The organism is Parasphingorhabdus sp. (assembly GCF_059726685.1).
The window spans coordinates 1,377,463-1,396,280 of the sequence record NZ_AP041068.1 but is presented as its reverse complement, the minus strand read 5'-3'; the positions used below and the strand labels follow the sequence as shown (position 1 = coordinate 1,396,280).

The window sequence follows — 18,818 nt, the reverse complement described above, 5'->3', positions numbered from 1 at the left end:
TTCATCCCGTCGAGTGTCCGACTTTGGGGGTGTAAGGAGACTGTCCGGTTTGTGCGCTCCGGTTCGAGAAGCTGATATTTGCTCGTACCTCGATTTGACCCAGCACAACTCCCCAATCCGATTGGCGTCTTTTGCGATCAATTTGGCGGGAACGGCAGAATTTGTGGTGCTACTTAACAATCCAACGAAGTTACAAAAATCAAATTGGAGAACAATTATGACGCTCACCTCTGGCAAAAACTCAGTTACCTTCAAATCCTTTGGCGTGAATTTGGCTGGCGATCTCTACCTTCCTGAAGGTTTCGATGAGAGCAAAAAATACAAAGCGATCGTAGGTGCGAGCCCTTTCCCCCAAGTCAAAGATCAAATTCCGGCAACCTACGGACCCGAAATGGCTGCGCGAGGATTCATATACCTAGGCTTTGATTACCTTGGCATGGGTGATTCACCAGCGCTGCCGGGCGAGTTCAAACAGTCTCGCTACATGTTCCGCTTAATCGAAAACACCTGGGATGCAGTTTCATACTTGGGCACGCTCCCGTTTGTAGATGAGATTTACGGTCTTGGCGTTTGCCAGGGTGGCTCAATCATAGCATCTGCATCAGTGACCGACCACAGGATCAAGAAAATTGCGATGGTGTCGGGCATGATGGCCGCAGATGATATGCAGTGGGCCGACCGTGATATGGCCAATCAGCAGATTGAGGCCTCGAATGCCTCAATGCAAAAGATGTATGAAACCGGCCAGCCAGACTATGTAGCACCCTTCCTTCTCAATGACGAAATGAGCCGGGACGAGTATATCGAGGTGGGTGGCAACCCAATGGTCGGAGAGTCCTATGACTATTACGGTCGCGATGGGGTGAAAGGACCAGTTGCGGTTCCGAATTATACTAACATGCACATTGGTGATCAGGGCATGCAGTCTTTGATTTCCATCGGGGAAGCCTATGCAGACAAGATCGTGCAACCGTCTTTGACCATTTATAGCAGTTCAGCCTTCACAGCTTCTTGCTCAACACACTTTGTCGAGAAGCTGACCAATGAGCATGAGGAGTTGGCATTTGACGAGTTCAGTCATGTCGATTTCTACTACAAACCCGAAGCCGTCAAAGCATCAACGGATGCGGTCGCAGAGTTTTTTAACCGATAAGCCGATTGGGTGGCGATCACGCAATGGCCGCTACTCGGCGTCGGTGCTCTTTGGCGGATTTCGCTATGCAATTGGCGTGATTTGTGGATATCTGTGCGTATAATGCGAAACGCGAAAACAAGAAATGTAGAGAAGTCCGATGATGCAAGATCGTGTGAAATGCGGAGGCGAGTTCTGGAATGCTGCCGAAGCAATAGGGTTGAAGCGCTCTGAAATTTTGCGTGAAGCTAAATTGCCATTTGGTATCGCTTCACATGATGCAACGATGACCACAGATCAGATGTTCGCCTTATGGCGGGCGGTTGAAACTCTTGGCGGACCCGACGCTGCCTTTGATTTGGGTTCAGCAATGGTCGCAGGAGCGCTTCCTCCTAACTTTGTAATGCTTTTTCATGCAAAAAACCTGGGCGATGCAATAAACAGAATGGCTCGGTATAAGGCGCTATCAGCACCAGAGGTGTTTGAACTCAACACGGGCATCAATGAGTTTTCTATTTCGATATCATTCCCCTGCGCCAAGACACCAATTCCCGATGGCGTAATAGATTCTTCGTTTTTGTTCTTCGTCAATACAGCGCGGACATGCACAGAGACGCATGTAACACCTAAGAGAATTGAGTTACCGCGCAAGCACAGTCAGAAAATTGAGAAATGGTTTGATTGTCCCATTCGCTGGAATGCTCAGAGCGGTCGCCTCGTTTTCTCGCTAAGTGATCTGGATTTGCCGTTCACGCAGTATAACCGTGAACTACTTGATATGCTTGACACCGTCCTTGACGGGCAGTTGTCGGAACAGTCGAAGACCAACGGTTCTTACACAGAGCAAGTGCGGTGGTATCTTCATCGCCGACTATCGAGCGGCAGACCTAATCTTGCGAGCATCGCAGAAGATATGGCCGTTAGCGAAAGGTCGTTGCAACGTCATCTTCGTCAAGAAGGTCATAGCTTTCAGACAATCCTTTCGGAAACCCGCCATCAAGTCGCAAAAGAGTATTTAGCCCAACCGTCTCTAGAATTATCCGAAATCGCCTATCTCCTAGGTTACGAAGACCAAGGATCGTTTTTCCGGGCATTCCAGAAATGGGAAGGTCAAACGCCCTCCGACTGGCGCGAAGCAAACCTGCAATCCTAGAAAAGCGCAGCAGCGACCAGCACCAAATTCCCCCCTCCAACATCAGGCCGTGTCATCTTGTCCGCAATTGGGTCGGTAGCTGACAGACTGATTTGATATTTTGAATGTCCGCTTTTGCGCCCATAGCGGACACTCAAGCCAAGGTAACCGCATTCGAAATTCGGCATCGGCCAATGCAGCCAGGCGCATCTAATATCTATTCTGGAACCGATCTATCGGCGCCCGCTGCACAAAGCTCTTTCCTATAAGCTGTCTGTCCTGCTAACATCCGTGTCAGGAGAAGAGATGGCGCAAGACAAGGCTTTGGCAGCGACACCAGCCAGCGAAACAGAGCGCGCGTCATCTGACGCAAAATCCGCTCGCAAATTTTATGGCTGGAACAATGCCGCGCTATTGTTTTTCATCCAGTTTGCCGCCTCCGGCTTTGTCTATTTTGCCTATGCCGCGATTTTCCCGGCGATGGTTGAGGATATGGACTGGAACCGCGGTGATGCCTCGATTGCCCATAGCCTCAGCTTTCTGGTCTTGGGACTCAGCTATCCGTTAACCGCCTGGATGATCGGGAAACGGGGTGTCCGGTTCACTTTGACAGTCGGTTTGATATTGATGCTCATCAGCCTTTTGATGACCGTCTTCTTCGTGACTGAAATCTGGCACTGGACCCTGATCTGGGGGTTCGTAATGGGCGCCGCGAATGCGCTGGCCGGCCCCTTGTGCGGACAGACCGTTGTCATCAACTGGTTCAACGCCAAACGCGCGACGGTTCTTGGCATCATCCTCACCGGCAATGCGCTGGGCGGCTTTTTTGCCCAGCCGATTCTCATTCGGGTCATGGAAACCTTCGGGACCTGGCAGTCCGGCTGGCTGGTGAGCGCGGCAGCTGTGGTCGGCGCGCTGCTGCTGACCCAGTTTATCGTCAACCGGCCCACAGATATTGGGCAGCATCCGGACAATTTTGATCCACTCGCGGCCCGTGCGGACACACAAAAGCCTGCGCCCGAACCGCGCACCTATCGCAGCGAGAAAAACTGGACTGTCAGAGAGGTTTTTCACACCCGTGCGGTATATTTCATCATGATCATCAACGTGACCTATCTGTCCATTGGCACGTTCCTGCTCACCCATGGTTCGCTATACCTGTCCGATATCGGTATCTCGAAAATCCAGACGGCTTCCATCGTCAGCATCTTCATCATCGGCAGCGGGCTCGGCCGAATGCCGGCGGGGTGGCTCGGCGACCGTTTCGAATTGCGCTGGTTGATGGCGGCCATGATGGCGGCCATGCTATTAGCCTTCATCATGCTTTGGGCCATGGCGAGCCTTATGGGTCTTGGCTTTGCAGCCTTCCTTCTGGGGCTATGCTATGGCGGGTTTTTTGCTCTGTCCCCTGCCCTCACCAGTAATTTTTTCGGTCAGGAGAGCTTTGCGAAAATCAACTCAGTATTTGCGCCGCTGCTGTTGCCGTTCGTGGCAACGGCACCGGCGGGCGCGGGTTACATTTTCGATATATATGGCAGCTATGATCTGGCATTCCTGATCGGTTCGATACTGCTGGGTCTGTCGCTTGTCTCAGCCATTTGTTTGACGCCGCCCAAGCATAAGGCAGCGACCCAAGCAGCCTAGACCTTACCGTCACTCGACAAAAGAGCAGCAATAGGTTTGGTGCCTTTGCGGCCAGCCAATATGATCATCAAAATAGTCGTGAAGGGCACCGCCAATATCGCGCCGGGAATGCCCCACAGGGTGCTCCAGACCGAAAGCGCTACGAGTACGACCATTGGGCTCAGATTGACCGATTTGCTGAGCATGCGCGGCTCCACCACATTGCCGATGATGACCTGTGCGGCCGTCATCAAGCCGGTAGCGACCAGAGGTATGGTCAGCGTACCGAACTGGGCAACCGCGAACAGCGCGGGAAAAGCGACGCCGACAATCGAGCCGATATAGGGGATATAGTTGAGCAAGCCGATAATGATCGCCCACAGTGCCGCATATTCGATACCAAGCGCCACCATGATGACCCAGCAAATCACGCCCAGCATGATGTTGATCAGCGTCTTGGTCGCAAGATAGCTGCCAATATCATGGTTGATCCGCGCAATCATGTTCATAGTGTCTTTTGAGTCACTTGCATTGCCAAAGGCGCGCTGCACTTTTGCCGGAAAGCCGGTAATTTCGCTGAGCATGAAAGAGGCATAGAGAATTGTAATAAAAACAAATCCGCCAAAACTGGTCAGCGAAGACAATACCGATTGCGCTATGGCCGCAATATCAACCTCAGTCAGCAACCTGGTGGCAAACTCGCTGACCGCTTTCACCACGGCTTCGCTGCCGCGATCAATCATCAGGCCAGGCGATGCCATCATCTCACCCATGTCGGTTTTGACCGCTGCGGTCTCTTGCGGCGCGGGGAACCAGGCCGCGAACAAGTTTTCCAGATTGCTCTGATAAGTCGGCAGTGATGGCACCAAAGTCTGCAGTGACGCCACCAACATCCGGGTCATCGCGAATAGAAGCAAGACGACCCCGAACAAAGCGAGCGTAGCTCGCAGCCACATGGGTGACCGGCCCAATCCGGGAATGCGGGCGACCGCTGCGCTGGCGGAATAGAGTATCTGAAGCAAGATGATCGCGGTCACGATCGGCAGGATGATATCCTTGCCGACATAGAACAGCCAGCCGATCATGATCGTTATGCCGACCGAGAAGAATATCGTGCTGACGCGGCCCTGAAACATAATTCTAGATCACCATTTTTTTAGCGGACGAAAGCTCTTGCAACCGCTTGATAAACATAAAATTCCGACCTGTCATCCGATCAGTGCGACAGCCAGTCCTGTAACATCCGCCAGCAATCGCGACTAGCATCTTGACGGCATGCCCCCTTCTCGGCCAATAGCCGCTATGGCCGACGATATTTCTTCCCTTCCGCATGACGAACTGAGCCGCCGCGGCCTTCTGTTTGTTCTCTCTTCGCCCTCTGGTGCTGGCAAATCGACACTCGCGCGCATGCTGCTCGAAGCAGATGACCAGATTGCCATGTCGGTGTCTGTCACCACCCGGCCGCAACGCCCCGGCGAAGAACATGGCAAGGACTATTATTTCGTCAGTGGTGACGAGTTTGAAGAAATGGTCGCCGATCATGCCTTCCTGGAATATGCCACCGTTTTTGGCAACCGCTATGCAACCCCTGCGGCTCCGGTTCAGAAAAATCTCGAAGACGGGCAAGATGTGCTGTTTGATATCGACTGGCAGGGTACACAGCAACTGTATCAACGCGGTGGAGAAGATGTCGTCCGTATATTCATCCTGCCTCCTTCACTCGCCGAATTGCGTGAGCGGTTGGAAGCCAGAGCCACCGACAGCAATGAAATTATCGACAGCCGAATGCAGCGTGCAGCCAGTGAGATCAGCCATTGGGACGGCTATGACTATGTCCTGATCAACGACGATCTCGACGCCTGTTTCGCAAAGGTCAAACAAATACTCGCCACGGAACGGATGCGACGATCGCGGCAAACGGGATTGATCGGCTTTGTCCGGGATCTGGTTGCGCAAGAGCGCGGTTAGTCTTTGGTCAGTTTTCGGTCCGCTTGACGTAAAGTCCGTCAAAAACCGTCGTCCAGCTCTGACCGCCATCGGCCGAACTTTGCCAATGCTGGCGCACGCTTTCGACAGTCCCGTCCTTGCGGTTCGGAGTCCAAGTGACCCGGTTGACCGGTGAGCCTTTGACATAACCCGGCCAGTTGGCGTTGCTGAGCACCATTTCGCCCTTGTCATTAAGACCGCCTGCGATGAACAGGGCCGTGCCGTCCGCCCCCATCCAAGTCTGGTGCCAGTTTTTGCGAGCCGCATCATAAAAGCTCATGCTCATTCCGGTGTAGCCGCCCTGTGTTTGATATTCTTCGCGAATGACACAACCGCCATGTTGGGCACTGATGCTGTTGATCGCAGTCGGTGCCTCCTTGCCGGCAGGCGTGACATCCCAGGTCCCGATCCAGAAATCGAAGGCGCGGTGATCGGCACTGGCACAGGGTGGCGGCGGTGCTTTAGCCGTCGGTGCTGCGGAAGGGGTGGATTGCGCAATAGCAAGCGATGGAAAAATAGGGGATGATGCCAATAAAGTCGCAAACAAAGCGCAGAATAGGGGTTGGGCGCTTCGGGTATCGGATCCGGGGATACCAGGACGGGAAAAGGAGCTTGCCCATGCGGAGGGCATAAATTCCCGAAATACCAAATTACGAACCACTTTTATCATGTGGCACCATCCCCCTGTGTTCAAGCCGTGGCGATCCCGATGCGTAACCAAACAGGATCACATTGTGGCTCTTGTCCGTAATATGTCAACGCAGTTCGACAGGGCAGCCGCTTTCGACGAAAAGAGAACAGGCTTCGACAACCGTTTGCCGGGCCCTGACAGAAACCGCCAAAATATCACAAAATGACTCAAGGTCACCTATTCTTAAGGGCTTTGCGCCATAGTAAATCTCCTGATTACCAGCTTTTTGATGTGAGAAGCAGCGCGTGAACAATGGCCTTTCCGATAGTCTTTCTGGCGTCGATTCCAGTGCCAAATGGCCTGTTGTCCGGATTCTGACCGGTTTTCTGCTATTCTGCGGAGCTTACGCGCTGATCAACCAGGTCTTGCTGACACATTCGGTCCTGTATCGGGCGGCGGCCTATGATTATGTCAATGCCAGCTGGGCATTGCTATCCTTCGCAGCGCAGGCCTTGCTGCTGTTCGCCGCCACCATCCTGTTGCCGCGCAAATGGTTTTTAGTCTGCATTACCTTTGTCGGCATATCCGCCGGTATCAATGGCATTTACAGCCAGATTGTCGGCGATACGCTTGATCTGCAAAAAAGCGGCTGGCTGCTGACAGAAGCGCGGCAGGCCGGCGCGGCGGCCGGTGAGTTTGCCGCTCCATTGGGACTGGCGCTGGGCAAATTGCTCATCTCCATCATCCTGATGATCGGTGCCAGAAGAGCGCTGCGCGATCCGGTGCGTCAGCTGACCGCGAACCAGTTTGCTGGAGGAAAAACTGCCCCAGCGTTGATCGCCCTGCTCATCGCTCCTTCGTTTTTATGGCCGCCGCTTGGCCTCTACCCGCTTGCCGCAGAGCGCAATATCTATAATTTTGCTGCAGCCATCGTCACCGCCGATCCGCCTCCGGCCCGCGCCGAAGTGTCGGCCATCCCCGGACAAGATACAGAGATTGACAAGATCATCTGGCTGATCGACGAGAGCGTTTCCCATGACGGTTTCAACCGGATTATCGCTCCGAAAATTACCGAGATCCGGCACATTGATTTTGGCGAAGCGGCATCCATGGGTCATTGCAGCACGCCTTCCAATGTCGCATTGCGCTCCGGTGTCAATGTCCGCCGTGTCAATACCACCACAGATCTGCGCCGCACAGCATCCATCTGGGCCTATGCTGCCAAAGCTGGCTATTTCACGACAATGATAGACGGGCAGGTCACCGGTCCACCGCAAAACCTGTTACTGGCACCGGAGCGGGCACTGATCGGCAGCTATCGCAATGTTGACAACGGTCAGAGAACCGATCTCGCCATCGCCCGCATGCTCAACGCCGATCTGAAAAGCGAGGGGAAACAATTCACCTATGCCCTGCTGCGCGGTGTGCATTTCCAATATCGCGACCATTATCCCAAAGGCGCCCTGCCCGATGGCAGCAGCACACAGGCGCAATATGACAAGGCGATATCCTATTCCAAAGCCGGGTTTTTCGACGCGCTGCTCGATGGCGTCGACCGATCGAGAGTCGCGATTTTTTATACATCCGATCATGGCCAGAATATCAGGGACGGCGTCACGCCCCATTGCAGCGGAGACCCGGTACAAGAGGAATTCTCTGTTCCGCTCATCGCCTTTCTGCCTGCCGGGATGCATGATGTTTATGGTGTTGCTGAACTCGGTGGCCGCAGTCTAAGCCAGCTATTCCCGACCAGCCTGGGCCTGATGGGCTATGAGGCAGCCTATGCGACCGAAAATTATGACAATGCCCTGACAGTGCCAACCGCCCGTTTTGTCTGGTTCGGCCGCGGTGTGGTGCCTGTCAAAGATGGCGGGACAATTGATGTGTGGAGCGGCGAACACTTCCCAGGCCGCTAAAAGCCGGTTAAATCATTGCAGCTCCAAAGAAACCGGGCATCAGCATTGATGCAAAAACTGACAGGAGAATAGACGTGACCAGCTATCTTTATGCTCTGGCAGCGATAATCTCTGCAATCTGGTTTGGCGTGCATTTATTTATGGGCGGACGCGAAATAGCGCGTCCGTTGCGGCAATCGGTTGAACTTGATCCGCTTGTACGCGATGTCCAATATCTCTGCTGGCATTTCACGACCGTTTCCATCGCCGCGATGTCGCTGTTCTTTTTCCTCGCCTATTTTTTGGGTCAGCAACCCTATGCCGTTGCTGGAACCATTTTGGCAGCAGGCTTCACACTCACAGGTATCGGCCTGGTTTCTGCTATCGGCCAGAGCCATCGCAAAGCGCCGCAAGGCTGGTTATTTGCGCCCATCACCCTGCTGGGTTTGTGGGGATTGCTGGCGAACGGATAAGCCTACGCCTATCGTCCCGCCTGCAATTCCATAAACGCCACAAAACTGGGGTCAGGATATAAAATTTTCACAGTGTCGCGGATGACTTTCTGACCCTTGGCTCCATTGGTGAAGATCACTGCACCGGTTTTATTCACCGGATCAAAAAAGCCCAAAGTCCTCTCGCCGACATCCCCGCCGCCATGCATGACGATCACATTATCCGCGGTATGATAAACGTTCCAGCCACCAACAAAGCCAAGGATTTTCGGACAAACCTCTGCCGCCAGCCGCCCCTTGCCGCAAATCTGTCCGCCGAGATTTTCCTCGGCGGTCCAATAGTTCTCTGCTGGCTTATCGCTCACCGGATTGGCCATCATCCAGGTCAGAAAACGCGCATAGTCGCCAATGGTGGACCAGACATCGTCCGCTGCATTCCAGTCCTTGCGCACCGTGGCATGAGCATGCTCACCCTTGCCATTGCGTGACATTGCGATCCGGCCGGCAAACCAGGGTTTTTCGGTAAAGCTGGTCCGGGTCATGCCCGCCGGTTCAAATATCTGTTGGGCCACCAAGTTTTCCAGAGCCATATTCATCTTCTTTTCGGCGAAGCGGGCCATATATTGAAAGCCTTCGCCCGAATATCCGAATTTGGTATCCGGATCATCTTTAAAGGTCAGAACATCCTTGGTCTGGTAACGCCAGTTGTGAAAGCCGGTGCGGTGAACCAGCGCCATGCGCGGCGTCAGAAGCTTGTGACGCGGGTCGGATTTGATATCCGGATCAACCCAGCTGCCGGCCATACTCCCATCCAGCGTAAAGGCCTTACCCTTCGCTAGTCGCACAACGGTTTCCGCCACCAAGGGCTTGGTCATGGAGGCGATATTGTAAAGCGTATCCGCCGTCGCGGCCTTGCCGGGTTCCGCCTCACCCGCGACATGGGTCCATGCCACTTGGCCATCGGAGATATAGGCAATGGCCGCGCTTGGAACGTCATATTCTGCGAGCCAGGTCGGGAGTTTGGCAATGATTTTGTTTTTTAGAACAGTTGCGCCGTCATCCTGTTTCGTAATTGCGGGCTGGGCTTGGGAAGCAGGGTCTTCCTGACCCGCTCCTGCTATCGCCGGCCCCGATATTACCGCCATTGCGCATAGTGCAGGACCAAATGATAGAATATGTTTCACGACCAACTCCCGATATTGTATTACCATATTAATACAGCAATACTGAAGAAGTGCAACGGTGATATCGCGCTGGCAAGACCGGTGACCAAAAATATCCGTTTATTGAATGGGCGGTTTATAGTCAGCGCTTTGCAGCGTCAGAATATAGGCGGCAAGATCGTCGATATCCGCGCTTGCAATCTCGAAATCCATCAACTCTGGATAATTATGGGAGTCGCTGAGCCAATTGGTCAGCGTTCCATCCGTCAGTCCGCGGGTGTTGGCTATTGCAATAAACGGCGGCGCTTGCGGATTTGAAGATGTCTGTCCATCCGCGACATTATGACAGGCGGCACAATGCGCCTCGGCAAATGCCAATCCCTGCCTCACCCTCCCATCTTCAGCTGCGACAATATTGCGGCTTTCATTGTCCGATGCAGTCTGCCCGGCGGGCATTGTCGTGCATCCGATTGTCACAAGCGAAAGAAAAATTCCCGGGGACAATTGACGCATGAATCAGATTCCTTTGAGTTAAACCATGGATCCCCACCCGCGTTGATCCACTTCATAGATTGCCTTCGCATCGGATAAAAGCTGGCAGTGCTCCATACAATTACGGTAAACTACGGTGATAGTGGGTTTTTCTCCCGTTCCTCTCTGATAAATGTACATCGAAAACCCACTTGCCAAAAGAACATATATAGAACATAGTACGGTCTTATGACCCGCTGGACTCTCTTCAACATCTTCGGCAAAGCACGCGCATGAGTCTTACCCACATTAAAGTCAAAGGCGCCCGGGAGCATAATCTCAAAGGCGTTGATATCGATCTTCCCCGCGACAAGCTGATCGTCATTACCGGTCTTTCCGGCAGTGGTAAGTCGAGCCTTGCGTTCGATACCATCTATGCCGAGGGGCAGCGGCGCTATGTCGAGTCCCTTTCCGCCTATGCGCGCCAGTTTCTGGAGATGATGCAAAAGCCGGATGTCGAGCATATCGAGGGCCTGTCGCCTGCCATCTCGATCGAGCAGAAGACAACCTCACGCAATCCGCGTTCGACCGTCGCGACGGTCACCGAGATTTACGACTATATGCGCCTGTTATGGGCCCGTGCCGGTGTGCCTTACTCGCCTGCGACGGGAGAGCCGATTACCGCGCAGACCGTCAGCCAGATGGTTGACCGGGTCATGGCGCTACCAGAGAAAACCCGTTTCTATCTGCTCGCGCCGGTTGTGCGTGGACGCAAGGGTGAGTATCGCAAGGAGCTTGCCGAATGGCAGAAAGCCGGCTTTACCCGGGTGCGGGTTGACGGCGAATTTTACGACATTGAAGAAACGCCAAAGCTCGACAAGAAGCTGAAACATGACATTGAAGTGGTCATCGACCGGCTGGTAGTTCGCGATGGTATGGAAACCCGGCTGGCGGACAGTTTCGAGACGGCGCTGAGGCTGGCCGACGGGCTGGCCTTTGTTGATCTGGCCGACGGCGTTGTCCCGGGCCGCGAGGAAGCGGAGACCGGAACCAAGATGAAGGGAACCGGCCTGCCCGATAACCGCATTGTCTTTTCCGAACGCTTTGCCTGTCCGGTGAGCGGCTTCACGATCGAGGAGATCGCGCCGCGGCTCTTTTCGTTCAACGCACCGCAAGGGGCCTGCCCCGCCTGTGACGGCTTGGGAGAGAAGCTGCATTTCGATACGCAATTGGTCGTACCCAATCCTGAGCTCTCGATCAAAAAAGGCGCGGTCGTGCCCTGGGCCAAGTCCAATCCGCCGAGCCCCTATTATATGCAGGTGCTGGGCAGTCTGGCGAAGCATTTTGAATTTTCGCTCGATACGCCGTGGCAGGATCTGTCCGAGCATCACCGCGATATCATCCTGAACGGTACGCAGGGCCTGCCGGTGACGCTGCGGTTTCAGGACGGGCGCAAGAGCTATGAGGTGAAGAAGCCGTTTGAAGGTGTGGTAGGCAATCTGACTCGCCGGATGCTGCAAACCGAAAGCAACTGGATGCGCGAGGAGCTCGCTAAGTTCCAGGCGGCGGCTCCTTGCGAAGTCTGTCACGGCGCGCGGCTGAAGCCAGAAGCGCTGGCCGTCAAGATTGCGGGCGAGGATATCAGCATCCCGACCCGCCGCAGCGTGGGCGACGCGCTGGACTTTTTCAACGGCCTCGCCGATCAGCTCGACAAGACCCAGCGGCAGATTGCCGAACCGATCCTGAAGGAAATTATCGAACGACTTGGTTTTTTGAACAATGTTGGACTCGATTATCTCAATCTCGACCGGACCAGCGGTACCTTGTCCGGCGGCGAGAGCCAGCGCATCCGTTTGGCGAGCCAAATAGGTTCAGGATTAAGCGGTGTTCTCTATGTCCTGGACGAACCGAGCATCGGCCTGCATCAGCGAGACAATGACCGTTTGCTGACCACGCTCAAACGGCTGCGTGATCTTGGCAATACCGTGATTGTCGTTGAACATGACGAAGATGCTATACGTACAGCGGACCATGTTGTCGACATGGGACCCGGCGCGGGCGTCCATGGCGGTGATGTCGTCGCCGCAGGTACGCTCAAGCAAATTCTGAAATCGAAGAAATCGCTGACTGCAGCGTACCTAAATGGTTCGCGGGAAATCGAGGTTGCTGCCAAGCGCCGCAAGGGTAATGGCAAGAAACTCACCGTCCATGGTGCGACGGCAAATAACCTGCAAAATGTCACCGCATCCATTCCGCTGGGCACATTTACCTGCATTACCGGTCTGTCGGGCTCCGGCAAATCATCGCTGACCATCGATACGCTTTATGCCTCGGCCGCCCGTACGCTTAACGGCGCGCGGGTGATTGCGGGCAAGCATGATAAAATTACCGGCCTGCAATATTGCGACAAGGTCATCGATATCGACCAGTCCCCCATTGGCCGGACACCGCGATCCAACCCGGCAACTTATACCGGCGCTTTCACCAACATCCGCGACTGGTTTGCCGGCCTGCCCGAGGCCGAGGCGCGCGGCTATAAACCGGGGCGCTTTAGCTTCAACGTCAAAGGCGGGCGCTGCGAAGTGTGTCGCGGTGACGGGCTGATCAAGATCGAGATGCACTTCCTGCCCGATGTCTATGTCACCTGCGAGGAATGCGGAGGCAAACGCTATAATCGCGAGACGCTGGAGGTGAAGTTCAAGGGCAAGTCCATTGCCGATATACTCGACATGACGGTCGAGGATGCGGTCAGCTTCTTCAAGGCCGTACCCCCAATCCGCGACAAGATGGCGATGCTTTACGAAGTCGGCCTCGGCTATATCAAGGTCGGCCAACAGGCGACGACACTGTCGGGCGGCGAGGCGCAACGCGTGAAACTCGCCAAGGAGCTGTCCAAACGCTCGACCGGACAAACGCTTTACATCTTGGACGAACCAACCACCGGCCTGCATTTCGAGGATGTCCGCAAATTGCTGCAAGTGCTCCACCAGCTGGTCGAGCAAGGCAATAGCGTCGTGGTGATCGAGCACAATCTCGACGTCATCAAGACCGCCGATCACATTCTCGACCTTGGCCCCGAAGGCGGTGTACGCGGCGGCAAGATTGTCGCCGAGGGCACACCGGAAGAAGTCGCGAAGGTCAAGGGCAGCTTCACCGGACAATATCTGAAGGACATGCTGGCGAAATAGATACGGAATCAAGACCCCGCATCGTCCTGAATGCCTTTCAGCATGGCGGGTCTTGGTAGCCGTCCTCTTGACACCGCCCTCACTCCGCTCGCAAACTCGCGGCCATGAAACTCAGCCCGAATTTCCATCTCAGCGAGTTTACGCAATCGCAGACGGCGACGCGACTAATGCTCGACAACACGCCCGGACCTTCGGAGATCGCGGCGCTGAAACTATTGTGTGAAAAAGTACTCGAGCCGGTGCGCGAAAACTACGGTCGCCCGGTGCTGATCTCCTCGGGTTATCGCTCGCCGGCCGTCAATCGTGCCATTCGCGGATCGCGCACGTCACAGCATGCCAAAGGCGAGGCGGCGGATTTCGAGATTGCCGGTATCGACAACCTGCGCATCTGCCAGTGGATGGAACGGCGGCTCAACTATGACCAGCTGATCCTGGAATTTTACGAGCGCGGCGTGCCGGCAAGCGGCTGGGTTCACGTGTCCTACCGCGAACCCTATCGCAATCAGGAACTGACCGCCAAGCGCGTCATCCGCAATGGCCGGCGCACGACCGTTTATCAGAACGGGATTGTCGGTTAGCGCCGTCCGCCGTCAGGTCCCGTTATTCTTCCAGCAGGAAAGTCACTGCCAGCGTCGTGCGCCATTCGGTCACCTTGCCATCAGTCACTACAGTCTTGATATCCTTGACCCAGGCGGACTGGACATTGGTCAGTGTCTGCGACGCGCGGGACACGCCTTCTTTCACCGCATCCTCAATTGAACTGGTTGATGCCGAAATAATTTCGGTCACTCTTGCTACAGCCATTACACTCTCCTTTGGGTTAGCCCCCTTGGAAAATGCCGCCCTGCTTCCATTCCCTGTTGCAGCGGCAGGTATGAGGATGCGCCTTTCGGCCGCCCCCGTCAAATCGGGCGTCAAATCGGGCGTCAAATCCCACCTTCAAACTAAAGCGTTTCCGTAAGGACGGAACAGCCGGGCACTCAAGCGCTCTTGATCACCTTGGCCTGCCACAGAATGAAAACCGGCGCGATCAGTTCCAGCGCCATGCCCCCCAGCTGCCAGATCGGAGGCTCGCCCACGCTGAGATAGGATACCACGCGCCCCAACCCGCCGATAAAAACGGCCAGCACCGCCATACGAAACACCAAGGCCCGTCCCGCGACATCACCAGCGGAGTAAAACAGCATCGCCGCAATGCCGATATAGACGCCGGAGAGATAGCGATATTGATTGTCGAGCGCAGTAATCTCGGGCAGCTCGTAAAGCTCCGGCTCCGGCACTGCCCCGGCCGCGCCGGCGAAAATGCCGACGACCCCGAAAAATAGCGGAATGAAGGCGAATAATATCGTCGCGATACGAAATGCGGTCATGTTGTTTTCCTCCTGTTGGCCCCTTCTCCCGAACCGGCGGAGGCCTTGATGATGATCACCTTAACAAGCCCGAAAAACAATGCTAGCCCCGCGCGATCGAAACCTTCATTCTCTCGATTTGCCTGACCCTGGCGGCAACAGGACTGGCGCTCACGTTGCGCAGCGATCTGCCGTTTCTGCGCAACCCCGTCCGCCGCACATCGGCCAAGATTGTCCGCCACGACCGCCGCTATGAAGACGGCGCACCTGTCTATCAGCCGGTCTTTCGTTTCGCCGACGAGCGCGGCACATTTGTCGAAGTGCGCGACTCTGTTTACTTGCCCTTTCCCAAGCCGGTCATTGGCGAAATGATCGAAATTATCTACCCCGAAGGTCATCCCGAAAAGGCGCGCATCCCCTATCCGGTGTTCCGCGCACTGATATACGGGGCGCTGGGCTATGCCTTTGTGGTGCTGGGGATGGAGCTTACCGGGTGGTGGTAACTGCACGGATCGCTGCGGGCGCGAGCCGTGGTTCAGCCCTGTTCTCACTCATCCAGCTCTTTCCAGAACCTTCGCAATTCATGGGTCAGACGGATCGGGTTATCCTCCTGCACCGAATGTCCAGCGCGTTCGATTGTAACCACTGATGCCCTTGTACATAGATCCGCAAATTCGGTTGCGGCCTTATCGCTGAGAATCCGGCTGCGACCGCCGCGCGCAATCAGACATGGGCAATCGAAACTTGATGCCTTCTCGCGCAGCAGCTCAATATGATTGAGGATATGGGCGTAGTCGACGGGCTTCCGCTCGTCCCTTTTCCAGCGCCACGCTCCACTTTTGGTCCTAAGCGTCAGCGACGCATAGCGATAATGCAGCTCTGCATCAGACTGATGGGCGCCAAGCCGCCGTGCCTCGGCTACCAGCGCATCCACACCTTGGGTCACCGTATCCGCGCCCATAAATTCGCGCAGCTTGCTAATGTCCGAGAAGGACACGCCAGGTGCAACATCAACCAGCGCAAGAGACCTGGTTGCCGGTTTTCCATTTGACAGAGCGTAATGCGCCGCGACCACACCGCCAAGCGACATGCCCACCAGATGCGCCCCCGACCAACCGAGCTGCGTCATGGCGCGACCAATATCCTCGACATGAGCCTGAATGGAATAATCATCCGCCCAGTCGCTGTCGCCATGTCCGCGCAAATCAAGGGCCACGCATTGATAATCGTCTTTCAGAAGCATGGCGCAAAGCGTCCAGGTCTGACTCGATTGTCCGCCACCATGCAAAAGGAGTACCGGTGGCCCGGCCTTGCTCCATCGCTGCGCATGGAGATGACCACCATCTGCTCTTTTGAGCGAAAGACTTTCCGGTGGCGAAACAGGCTCTGACAATCCGACAAGCGAGCCCAGTTCGCTGAGACTATTCATCGCTTGATATACCCGAAATCATGGCTGATATTAGACACTTGCAACTCCCCTATTGCTCCGGTGATGCCAGACCGGATAAGCTCAGGGTGCAACGCGTAACACAGGCTAGTTCTCTGCAACAATTGCAGACATGATATAGGGATATGCAAAAATCTGGGCACAACGGGTTTCAGCAAATCGGGAGATGACATGAGCCAACCACATCACGGCGGATACCAATGCGGAGATGTCCGATATGTTATAACCGGCGAACCGATTGTAACATTTGCCTGCCATTGCACCATCTGCCAGTCACAATCGGGAAGCGCTTTTGGTCTGGCCATGCGCTTCCATGCCAGGGACTTTCAGATATCGTCGGGTGAATTGCATAGCTTTACCAGACAGGCGGAGAGCGGGCAGGTTTTCACCAATTCATTCTGTGCGAATTGCGGGACGCGCATTCATCACCATGCCAGCGCCAATCCCGATCATCTTAGCCTTAAACCGGGCACGCTGGATGACACCAGCTGGCTGAAACCGACCCATCACATCTTTGCCCGCAGCGCTCAGAAATGGTTTGTATTTCCCAAAGATGCAAAGGTGTTCGACACCGCTCCGCCGGATAACAATTGGCTTAACGGCGAGTGAAAATACCGAAAGAGGTTCGCAAGGCTGATCCCAATGAAGGCTTTCGGGCAGCTTTACGAACCTCAACTGGTGGTTTCACATACGGATTGTTACAAGACGACTTGCGCGCCGATAACGAGTATTGCTGCCCATGAAACAAGATATACCGGTGTCCGCGAAGCCGGGATGGCGAGGATGTAGACAATGGCGTGCACGATCCGGGCAAAGAAGAATATCTGAGCCCATTGCGCGACGGTAGCCGCATTGCTGCCATCACCCAGCAGGCCAGCGGCAACGACCACTGCGACAAAAGCCGGCATGGTTTCTACCATGTTGAGATGCGCGCGTTTTGCGCGATCCATCCAAAGCGGGGTTTCCGGTTCCTGCTTGGGAAAGCCTTCCGGATAGTTGGTCAGAAATGTCGGTAGACCCCAGACAAATAACCGCCCAACAATATAGGGTGTCCACAACAGGACGGTGAGAATGCCGCTCAGGGCAAGATAATAATATGCGGTTTCCATGATTTCCTCTTTTTGTCAGGATAATGGGGAACGGAGCGCAAACTCCGCTCCCGCAAGTATTAAAGTTCCGTCGCAGCGGTGTGCCGGATGCTCTTCCACTGGGCATCGGCTTTCGCGATCGCGCCTTCAGGGTCTTTCTGATAGGCATTGAAAATAGCCTCACTCAGGAAGACATAGAGCTTGCCATTGCGAACATCAGCCCAGCGTGGGTCGCCATCAAATTTTTTGCCAACCGAAACACCAAAGGTACAAAAGCCACCATTTTGAGGCATGTACCGCGCAGGAGCGGCCTTGAAAGCATCCAGATTCTCCTGGGTAGAGAAATAATAAGCAACGCCGTCGTGGACCGCCGTGAATTTTGCAGTGCCCTGGATACGGTTGCCGGTATTGATGAAGGCAACAGTGTCAACGCCATGCAAAGCAAGCGGAGCGCTGGCTGCGGTCAGGCCCGATGAGACGTTATATTCATCGGCAGCCATTGCAGGAGTGGCCAGAGCAGCCAGAGCAACAGCAGATACAAGAGTGATTTGTTTAAACATAAATATTTCCTTTGAGTTTAGTATTTTAGGGAATCAGGCCGCCAAAGCGTCCCGGGAATTCACGACTGGGAAGTCGATTTCTGTTCCAACCAGATGGTTGAAATAGTTGGTGAAGATATTCAGCATCACATGACCGAATATCTCGAGTATCTCCTCGTCGGAGAATCCGTTACTGTGCATGAGCACCAGGCTGGTATCGCTGACCCGGCCTTTGGTGCGCACCACTTCATTGGCGAAATCCAGAACCAGTTTAGTTTTGGGATCGCTGGAGCCACCACGAAGATTGTCAGCCAGTTCTTCTGCATCGATACCGGCCATTGAACCCAGCGCTGTATGCGCCGAGGCGCAATAGTCACATTGATTTGCACCCGCGACAGCAAGTGCAATTTGTTCCGTCAGGCCATTGGATAATGTTCCGCCGGCCAGTGTGCCGGAGAGATCAAGATAGCCTTTCAGCAAAGTCTTTGAATTGGCCATCGTCGCGATGATGTTGGGGATCATCCCCATGCCGGATTTTACGCCCGCCAATACCTCTGCTGTTTCAGCAGAAGTGGCGGAAGGGTCGATGATATTGATACGTTGCATGTTTGCTCCTTTGACAAATTTACCGTGGGAGCAATGAATATGCGTTTCGGATGATATAGCAATATAACTAGGTTATATAGCGACTTTCTGCAAAGCTGTCTGGACGATATGCAATA

General features: G+C 54.5%; 20 protein-coding genes. 10 read left to right on the top strand and 10 right to left on the bottom strand.

The features are described from left to right. Nucleotides 1-217 precede the first annotated feature (217 nt). From AC6I9Z_RS06960 to AC6I9Z_RS06950, 3 genes are all read left to right on the top strand, one after another. On the top strand, nucleotides 218-1,153 hold the full coding sequence (locus AC6I9Z_RS06960) for an alpha/beta hydrolase (protein ID WP_461454638.1): 936 nt from the start codon (nucleotides 218-220) through the stop codon (nucleotides 1,151-1,153). Nucleotides 1,154-1,292: 139 nt separating this feature from the next. Then, nucleotides 1,293-2,285, top strand: a complete 993-nt coding sequence (locus AC6I9Z_RS06955) for an AraC family transcriptional regulator (RefSeq protein WP_461454636.1) — start codon at nucleotides 1,293-1,295, stop codon at nucleotides 2,283-2,285. A gap of 285 nt (nucleotides 2,286-2,570) precedes the next feature. Further along, nucleotides 2,571-3,908 carry an MFS transporter gene (locus AC6I9Z_RS06950; RefSeq protein WP_461454634.1) on the top strand — a complete coding sequence of 446 codons (1,338 nt, stop codon included), beginning with the start codon at nucleotides 2,571-2,573 and terminating at the stop codon, nucleotides 3,906-3,908. Here the strand turns inward: AC6I9Z_RS06950 and AC6I9Z_RS06945 are convergent. Further along, the gene (locus AC6I9Z_RS06945; RefSeq protein ID WP_461454632.1) at nucleotides 3,905-5,023 is read right to left on the bottom strand and encodes an AI-2E family transporter; all 1,119 of its coding nucleotides are present in this window, start codon (nucleotides 5,021-5,023) and stop codon (nucleotides 3,905-3,907) included. The genes AC6I9Z_RS06950 and AC6I9Z_RS06945 overlap by 4 nt on opposite strands. A 166-nt stretch (nucleotides 5,024-5,189) precedes the next feature. On the opposite strand from AC6I9Z_RS06945, the gene gmk reads away from it, so the two are divergent. Continuing rightward, nucleotides 5,190-5,855 (top strand): guanylate kinase, encoded by a 666-nt coding sequence (gene gmk, locus AC6I9Z_RS06940; protein WP_109355408.1) that lies wholly within the window; start codon nucleotides 5,190-5,192, stop codon nucleotides 5,853-5,855. 7 nt (nucleotides 5,856-5,862) lie between these two features. On the opposite strand, the gene AC6I9Z_RS06935 is transcribed toward gmk, so the two are convergent. Beyond that, complete coding sequence (locus tag AC6I9Z_RS06935; RefSeq protein ID WP_461454629.1) at nucleotides 5,863-6,405, bottom strand: hypothetical protein; 543 nt, start codon at nucleotides 6,403-6,405, stop codon at nucleotides 5,863-5,865. Nucleotides 6,406-6,809: 404 nt separating this feature from the next. Between AC6I9Z_RS06935 and AC6I9Z_RS06930 the strand changes: the two genes are divergently transcribed. After that, nucleotides 6,810-8,420, top strand: coding sequence for a sulfatase-like hydrolase/transferase (locus AC6I9Z_RS06930; RefSeq protein WP_461454627.1), 1,611 nt, complete (start codon nucleotides 6,810-6,812; stop codon nucleotides 8,418-8,420). Nucleotides 8,421-8,494: 74 nt separating this feature from the next. Next, nucleotides 8,495-8,872: a hypothetical protein gene (locus AC6I9Z_RS06925; RefSeq protein ID WP_461454625.1), complete on the top strand. Its 378-nt coding sequence runs from the start codon at nucleotides 8,495-8,497 to the stop codon at nucleotides 8,870-8,872. Nucleotides 8,873-8,880: 8 nt separating this feature from the next. Here the strand turns inward: AC6I9Z_RS06925 and AC6I9Z_RS06920 are convergent, their stop codons facing one another. Beyond that, on the bottom strand, nucleotides 8,881-10,035 hold the full coding sequence (locus AC6I9Z_RS06920; protein WP_461454623.1) for a serine hydrolase domain-containing protein: 1,155 nt from the start codon (nucleotides 10,033-10,035) through the stop codon (nucleotides 8,881-8,883). Between the two features lie 99 nt (nucleotides 10,036-10,134). Further along, nucleotides 10,135-10,527 (bottom strand): c-type cytochrome, encoded by a 393-nt coding sequence (locus AC6I9Z_RS06915; RefSeq protein WP_461454621.1) that lies wholly within the window; start codon nucleotides 10,525-10,527, stop codon nucleotides 10,135-10,137. Between the two features lie 251 nt (nucleotides 10,528-10,778). On the opposite strand from AC6I9Z_RS06915, the gene uvrA reads away from it, so the two are divergent. Both uvrA and AC6I9Z_RS06905 read left to right on the top strand, forming a co-directional pair. Next, the gene (gene uvrA, locus AC6I9Z_RS06910) at nucleotides 10,779-13,673 is read left to right on the top strand and encodes an excinuclease ABC subunit UvrA (protein WP_461454619.1); all 2,895 of its coding nucleotides are present in this window, start codon (nucleotides 10,779-10,781) and stop codon (nucleotides 13,671-13,673) included. A 104-nt stretch (nucleotides 13,674-13,777) separates the two neighbouring features. Continuing rightward, nucleotides 13,778-14,251, top strand: a complete 474-nt coding sequence (locus tag AC6I9Z_RS06905; RefSeq protein WP_461454617.1) for a D-Ala-D-Ala carboxypeptidase family metallohydrolase — start codon at nucleotides 13,778-13,780, stop codon at nucleotides 14,249-14,251. Nucleotides 14,252-14,273: 22 nt separating this feature from the next. On the opposite strand, the gene AC6I9Z_RS06900 is transcribed toward AC6I9Z_RS06905, so the two are convergent. Next, nucleotides 14,274-14,477 (bottom strand): dodecin family protein, encoded by a 204-nt coding sequence (locus AC6I9Z_RS06900; protein WP_461454615.1) that lies wholly within the window; start codon nucleotides 14,475-14,477, stop codon nucleotides 14,274-14,276. 176 nt (nucleotides 14,478-14,653) lie between these two features. Then, nucleotides 14,654-15,043, bottom strand: coding sequence for a DUF4345 domain-containing protein (locus AC6I9Z_RS06895; RefSeq protein WP_461454613.1), 390 nt, complete (start codon nucleotides 15,041-15,043; stop codon nucleotides 14,654-14,656). A 155-nt stretch (nucleotides 15,044-15,198) separates the two neighbouring features. Between AC6I9Z_RS06895 and AC6I9Z_RS06890 the strand changes: the two genes are divergently transcribed. Further along, the gene (locus AC6I9Z_RS06890; RefSeq protein ID WP_461454611.1) at nucleotides 15,199-15,525 is read left to right on the top strand and encodes a DUF3592 domain-containing protein; all 327 of its coding nucleotides are present in this window, start codon (nucleotides 15,199-15,201) and stop codon (nucleotides 15,523-15,525) included. A 44-nt stretch (nucleotides 15,526-15,569) separates the two neighbouring features. On the opposite strand, the gene AC6I9Z_RS06885 is transcribed toward AC6I9Z_RS06890, so the two are convergent. Beyond that, nucleotides 15,570-16,451, bottom strand: a complete 882-nt coding sequence (locus AC6I9Z_RS06885) for an alpha/beta fold hydrolase (RefSeq protein ID WP_461454609.1) — start codon at nucleotides 16,449-16,451, stop codon at nucleotides 15,570-15,572. Nucleotides 16,452-16,640: 189 nt separating this feature from the next. Here AC6I9Z_RS06885 and AC6I9Z_RS06880 point away from each other — a divergent pair, with 189 nt between their 5' ends. Continuing rightward, nucleotides 16,641-17,078 carry a GFA family protein gene (locus AC6I9Z_RS06880; RefSeq protein WP_461454607.1) on the top strand — a complete coding sequence of 146 codons (438 nt, stop codon included), beginning with the start codon at nucleotides 16,641-16,643 and terminating at the stop codon, nucleotides 17,076-17,078. 89 nt (nucleotides 17,079-17,167) lie between these two features. Here the strand turns inward: AC6I9Z_RS06880 and AC6I9Z_RS06875 are convergent, their stop codons facing one another. The 3 genes from AC6I9Z_RS06875 to AC6I9Z_RS06865 are packed head-to-tail and all read right to left on the bottom strand — an operon-like array spanning nucleotide 17,168 to nucleotide 18,702. Then, the gene (locus AC6I9Z_RS06875) at nucleotides 17,168-17,578 is read right to left on the bottom strand and encodes an MAPEG family protein (protein ID WP_461454605.1); all 411 of its coding nucleotides are present in this window, start codon (nucleotides 17,576-17,578) and stop codon (nucleotides 17,168-17,170) included. A 59-nt stretch (nucleotides 17,579-17,637) separates the two neighbouring features. Further along, nucleotides 17,638-18,117 carry a YHS domain-containing (seleno)protein gene (locus tag AC6I9Z_RS06870; RefSeq protein WP_461454603.1) on the bottom strand — a complete coding sequence of 160 codons (480 nt, stop codon included), beginning with the start codon at nucleotides 18,115-18,117 and terminating at the stop codon, nucleotides 17,638-17,640. Nucleotides 18,118-18,150: 33 nt separating this feature from the next. Then, complete coding sequence (locus AC6I9Z_RS06865) at nucleotides 18,151-18,702, bottom strand: carboxymuconolactone decarboxylase family protein (protein WP_461454601.1); 552 nt, start codon at nucleotides 18,700-18,702, stop codon at nucleotides 18,151-18,153. Between the last annotated feature and the right edge of the window lie 116 nt (nucleotides 18,703-18,818).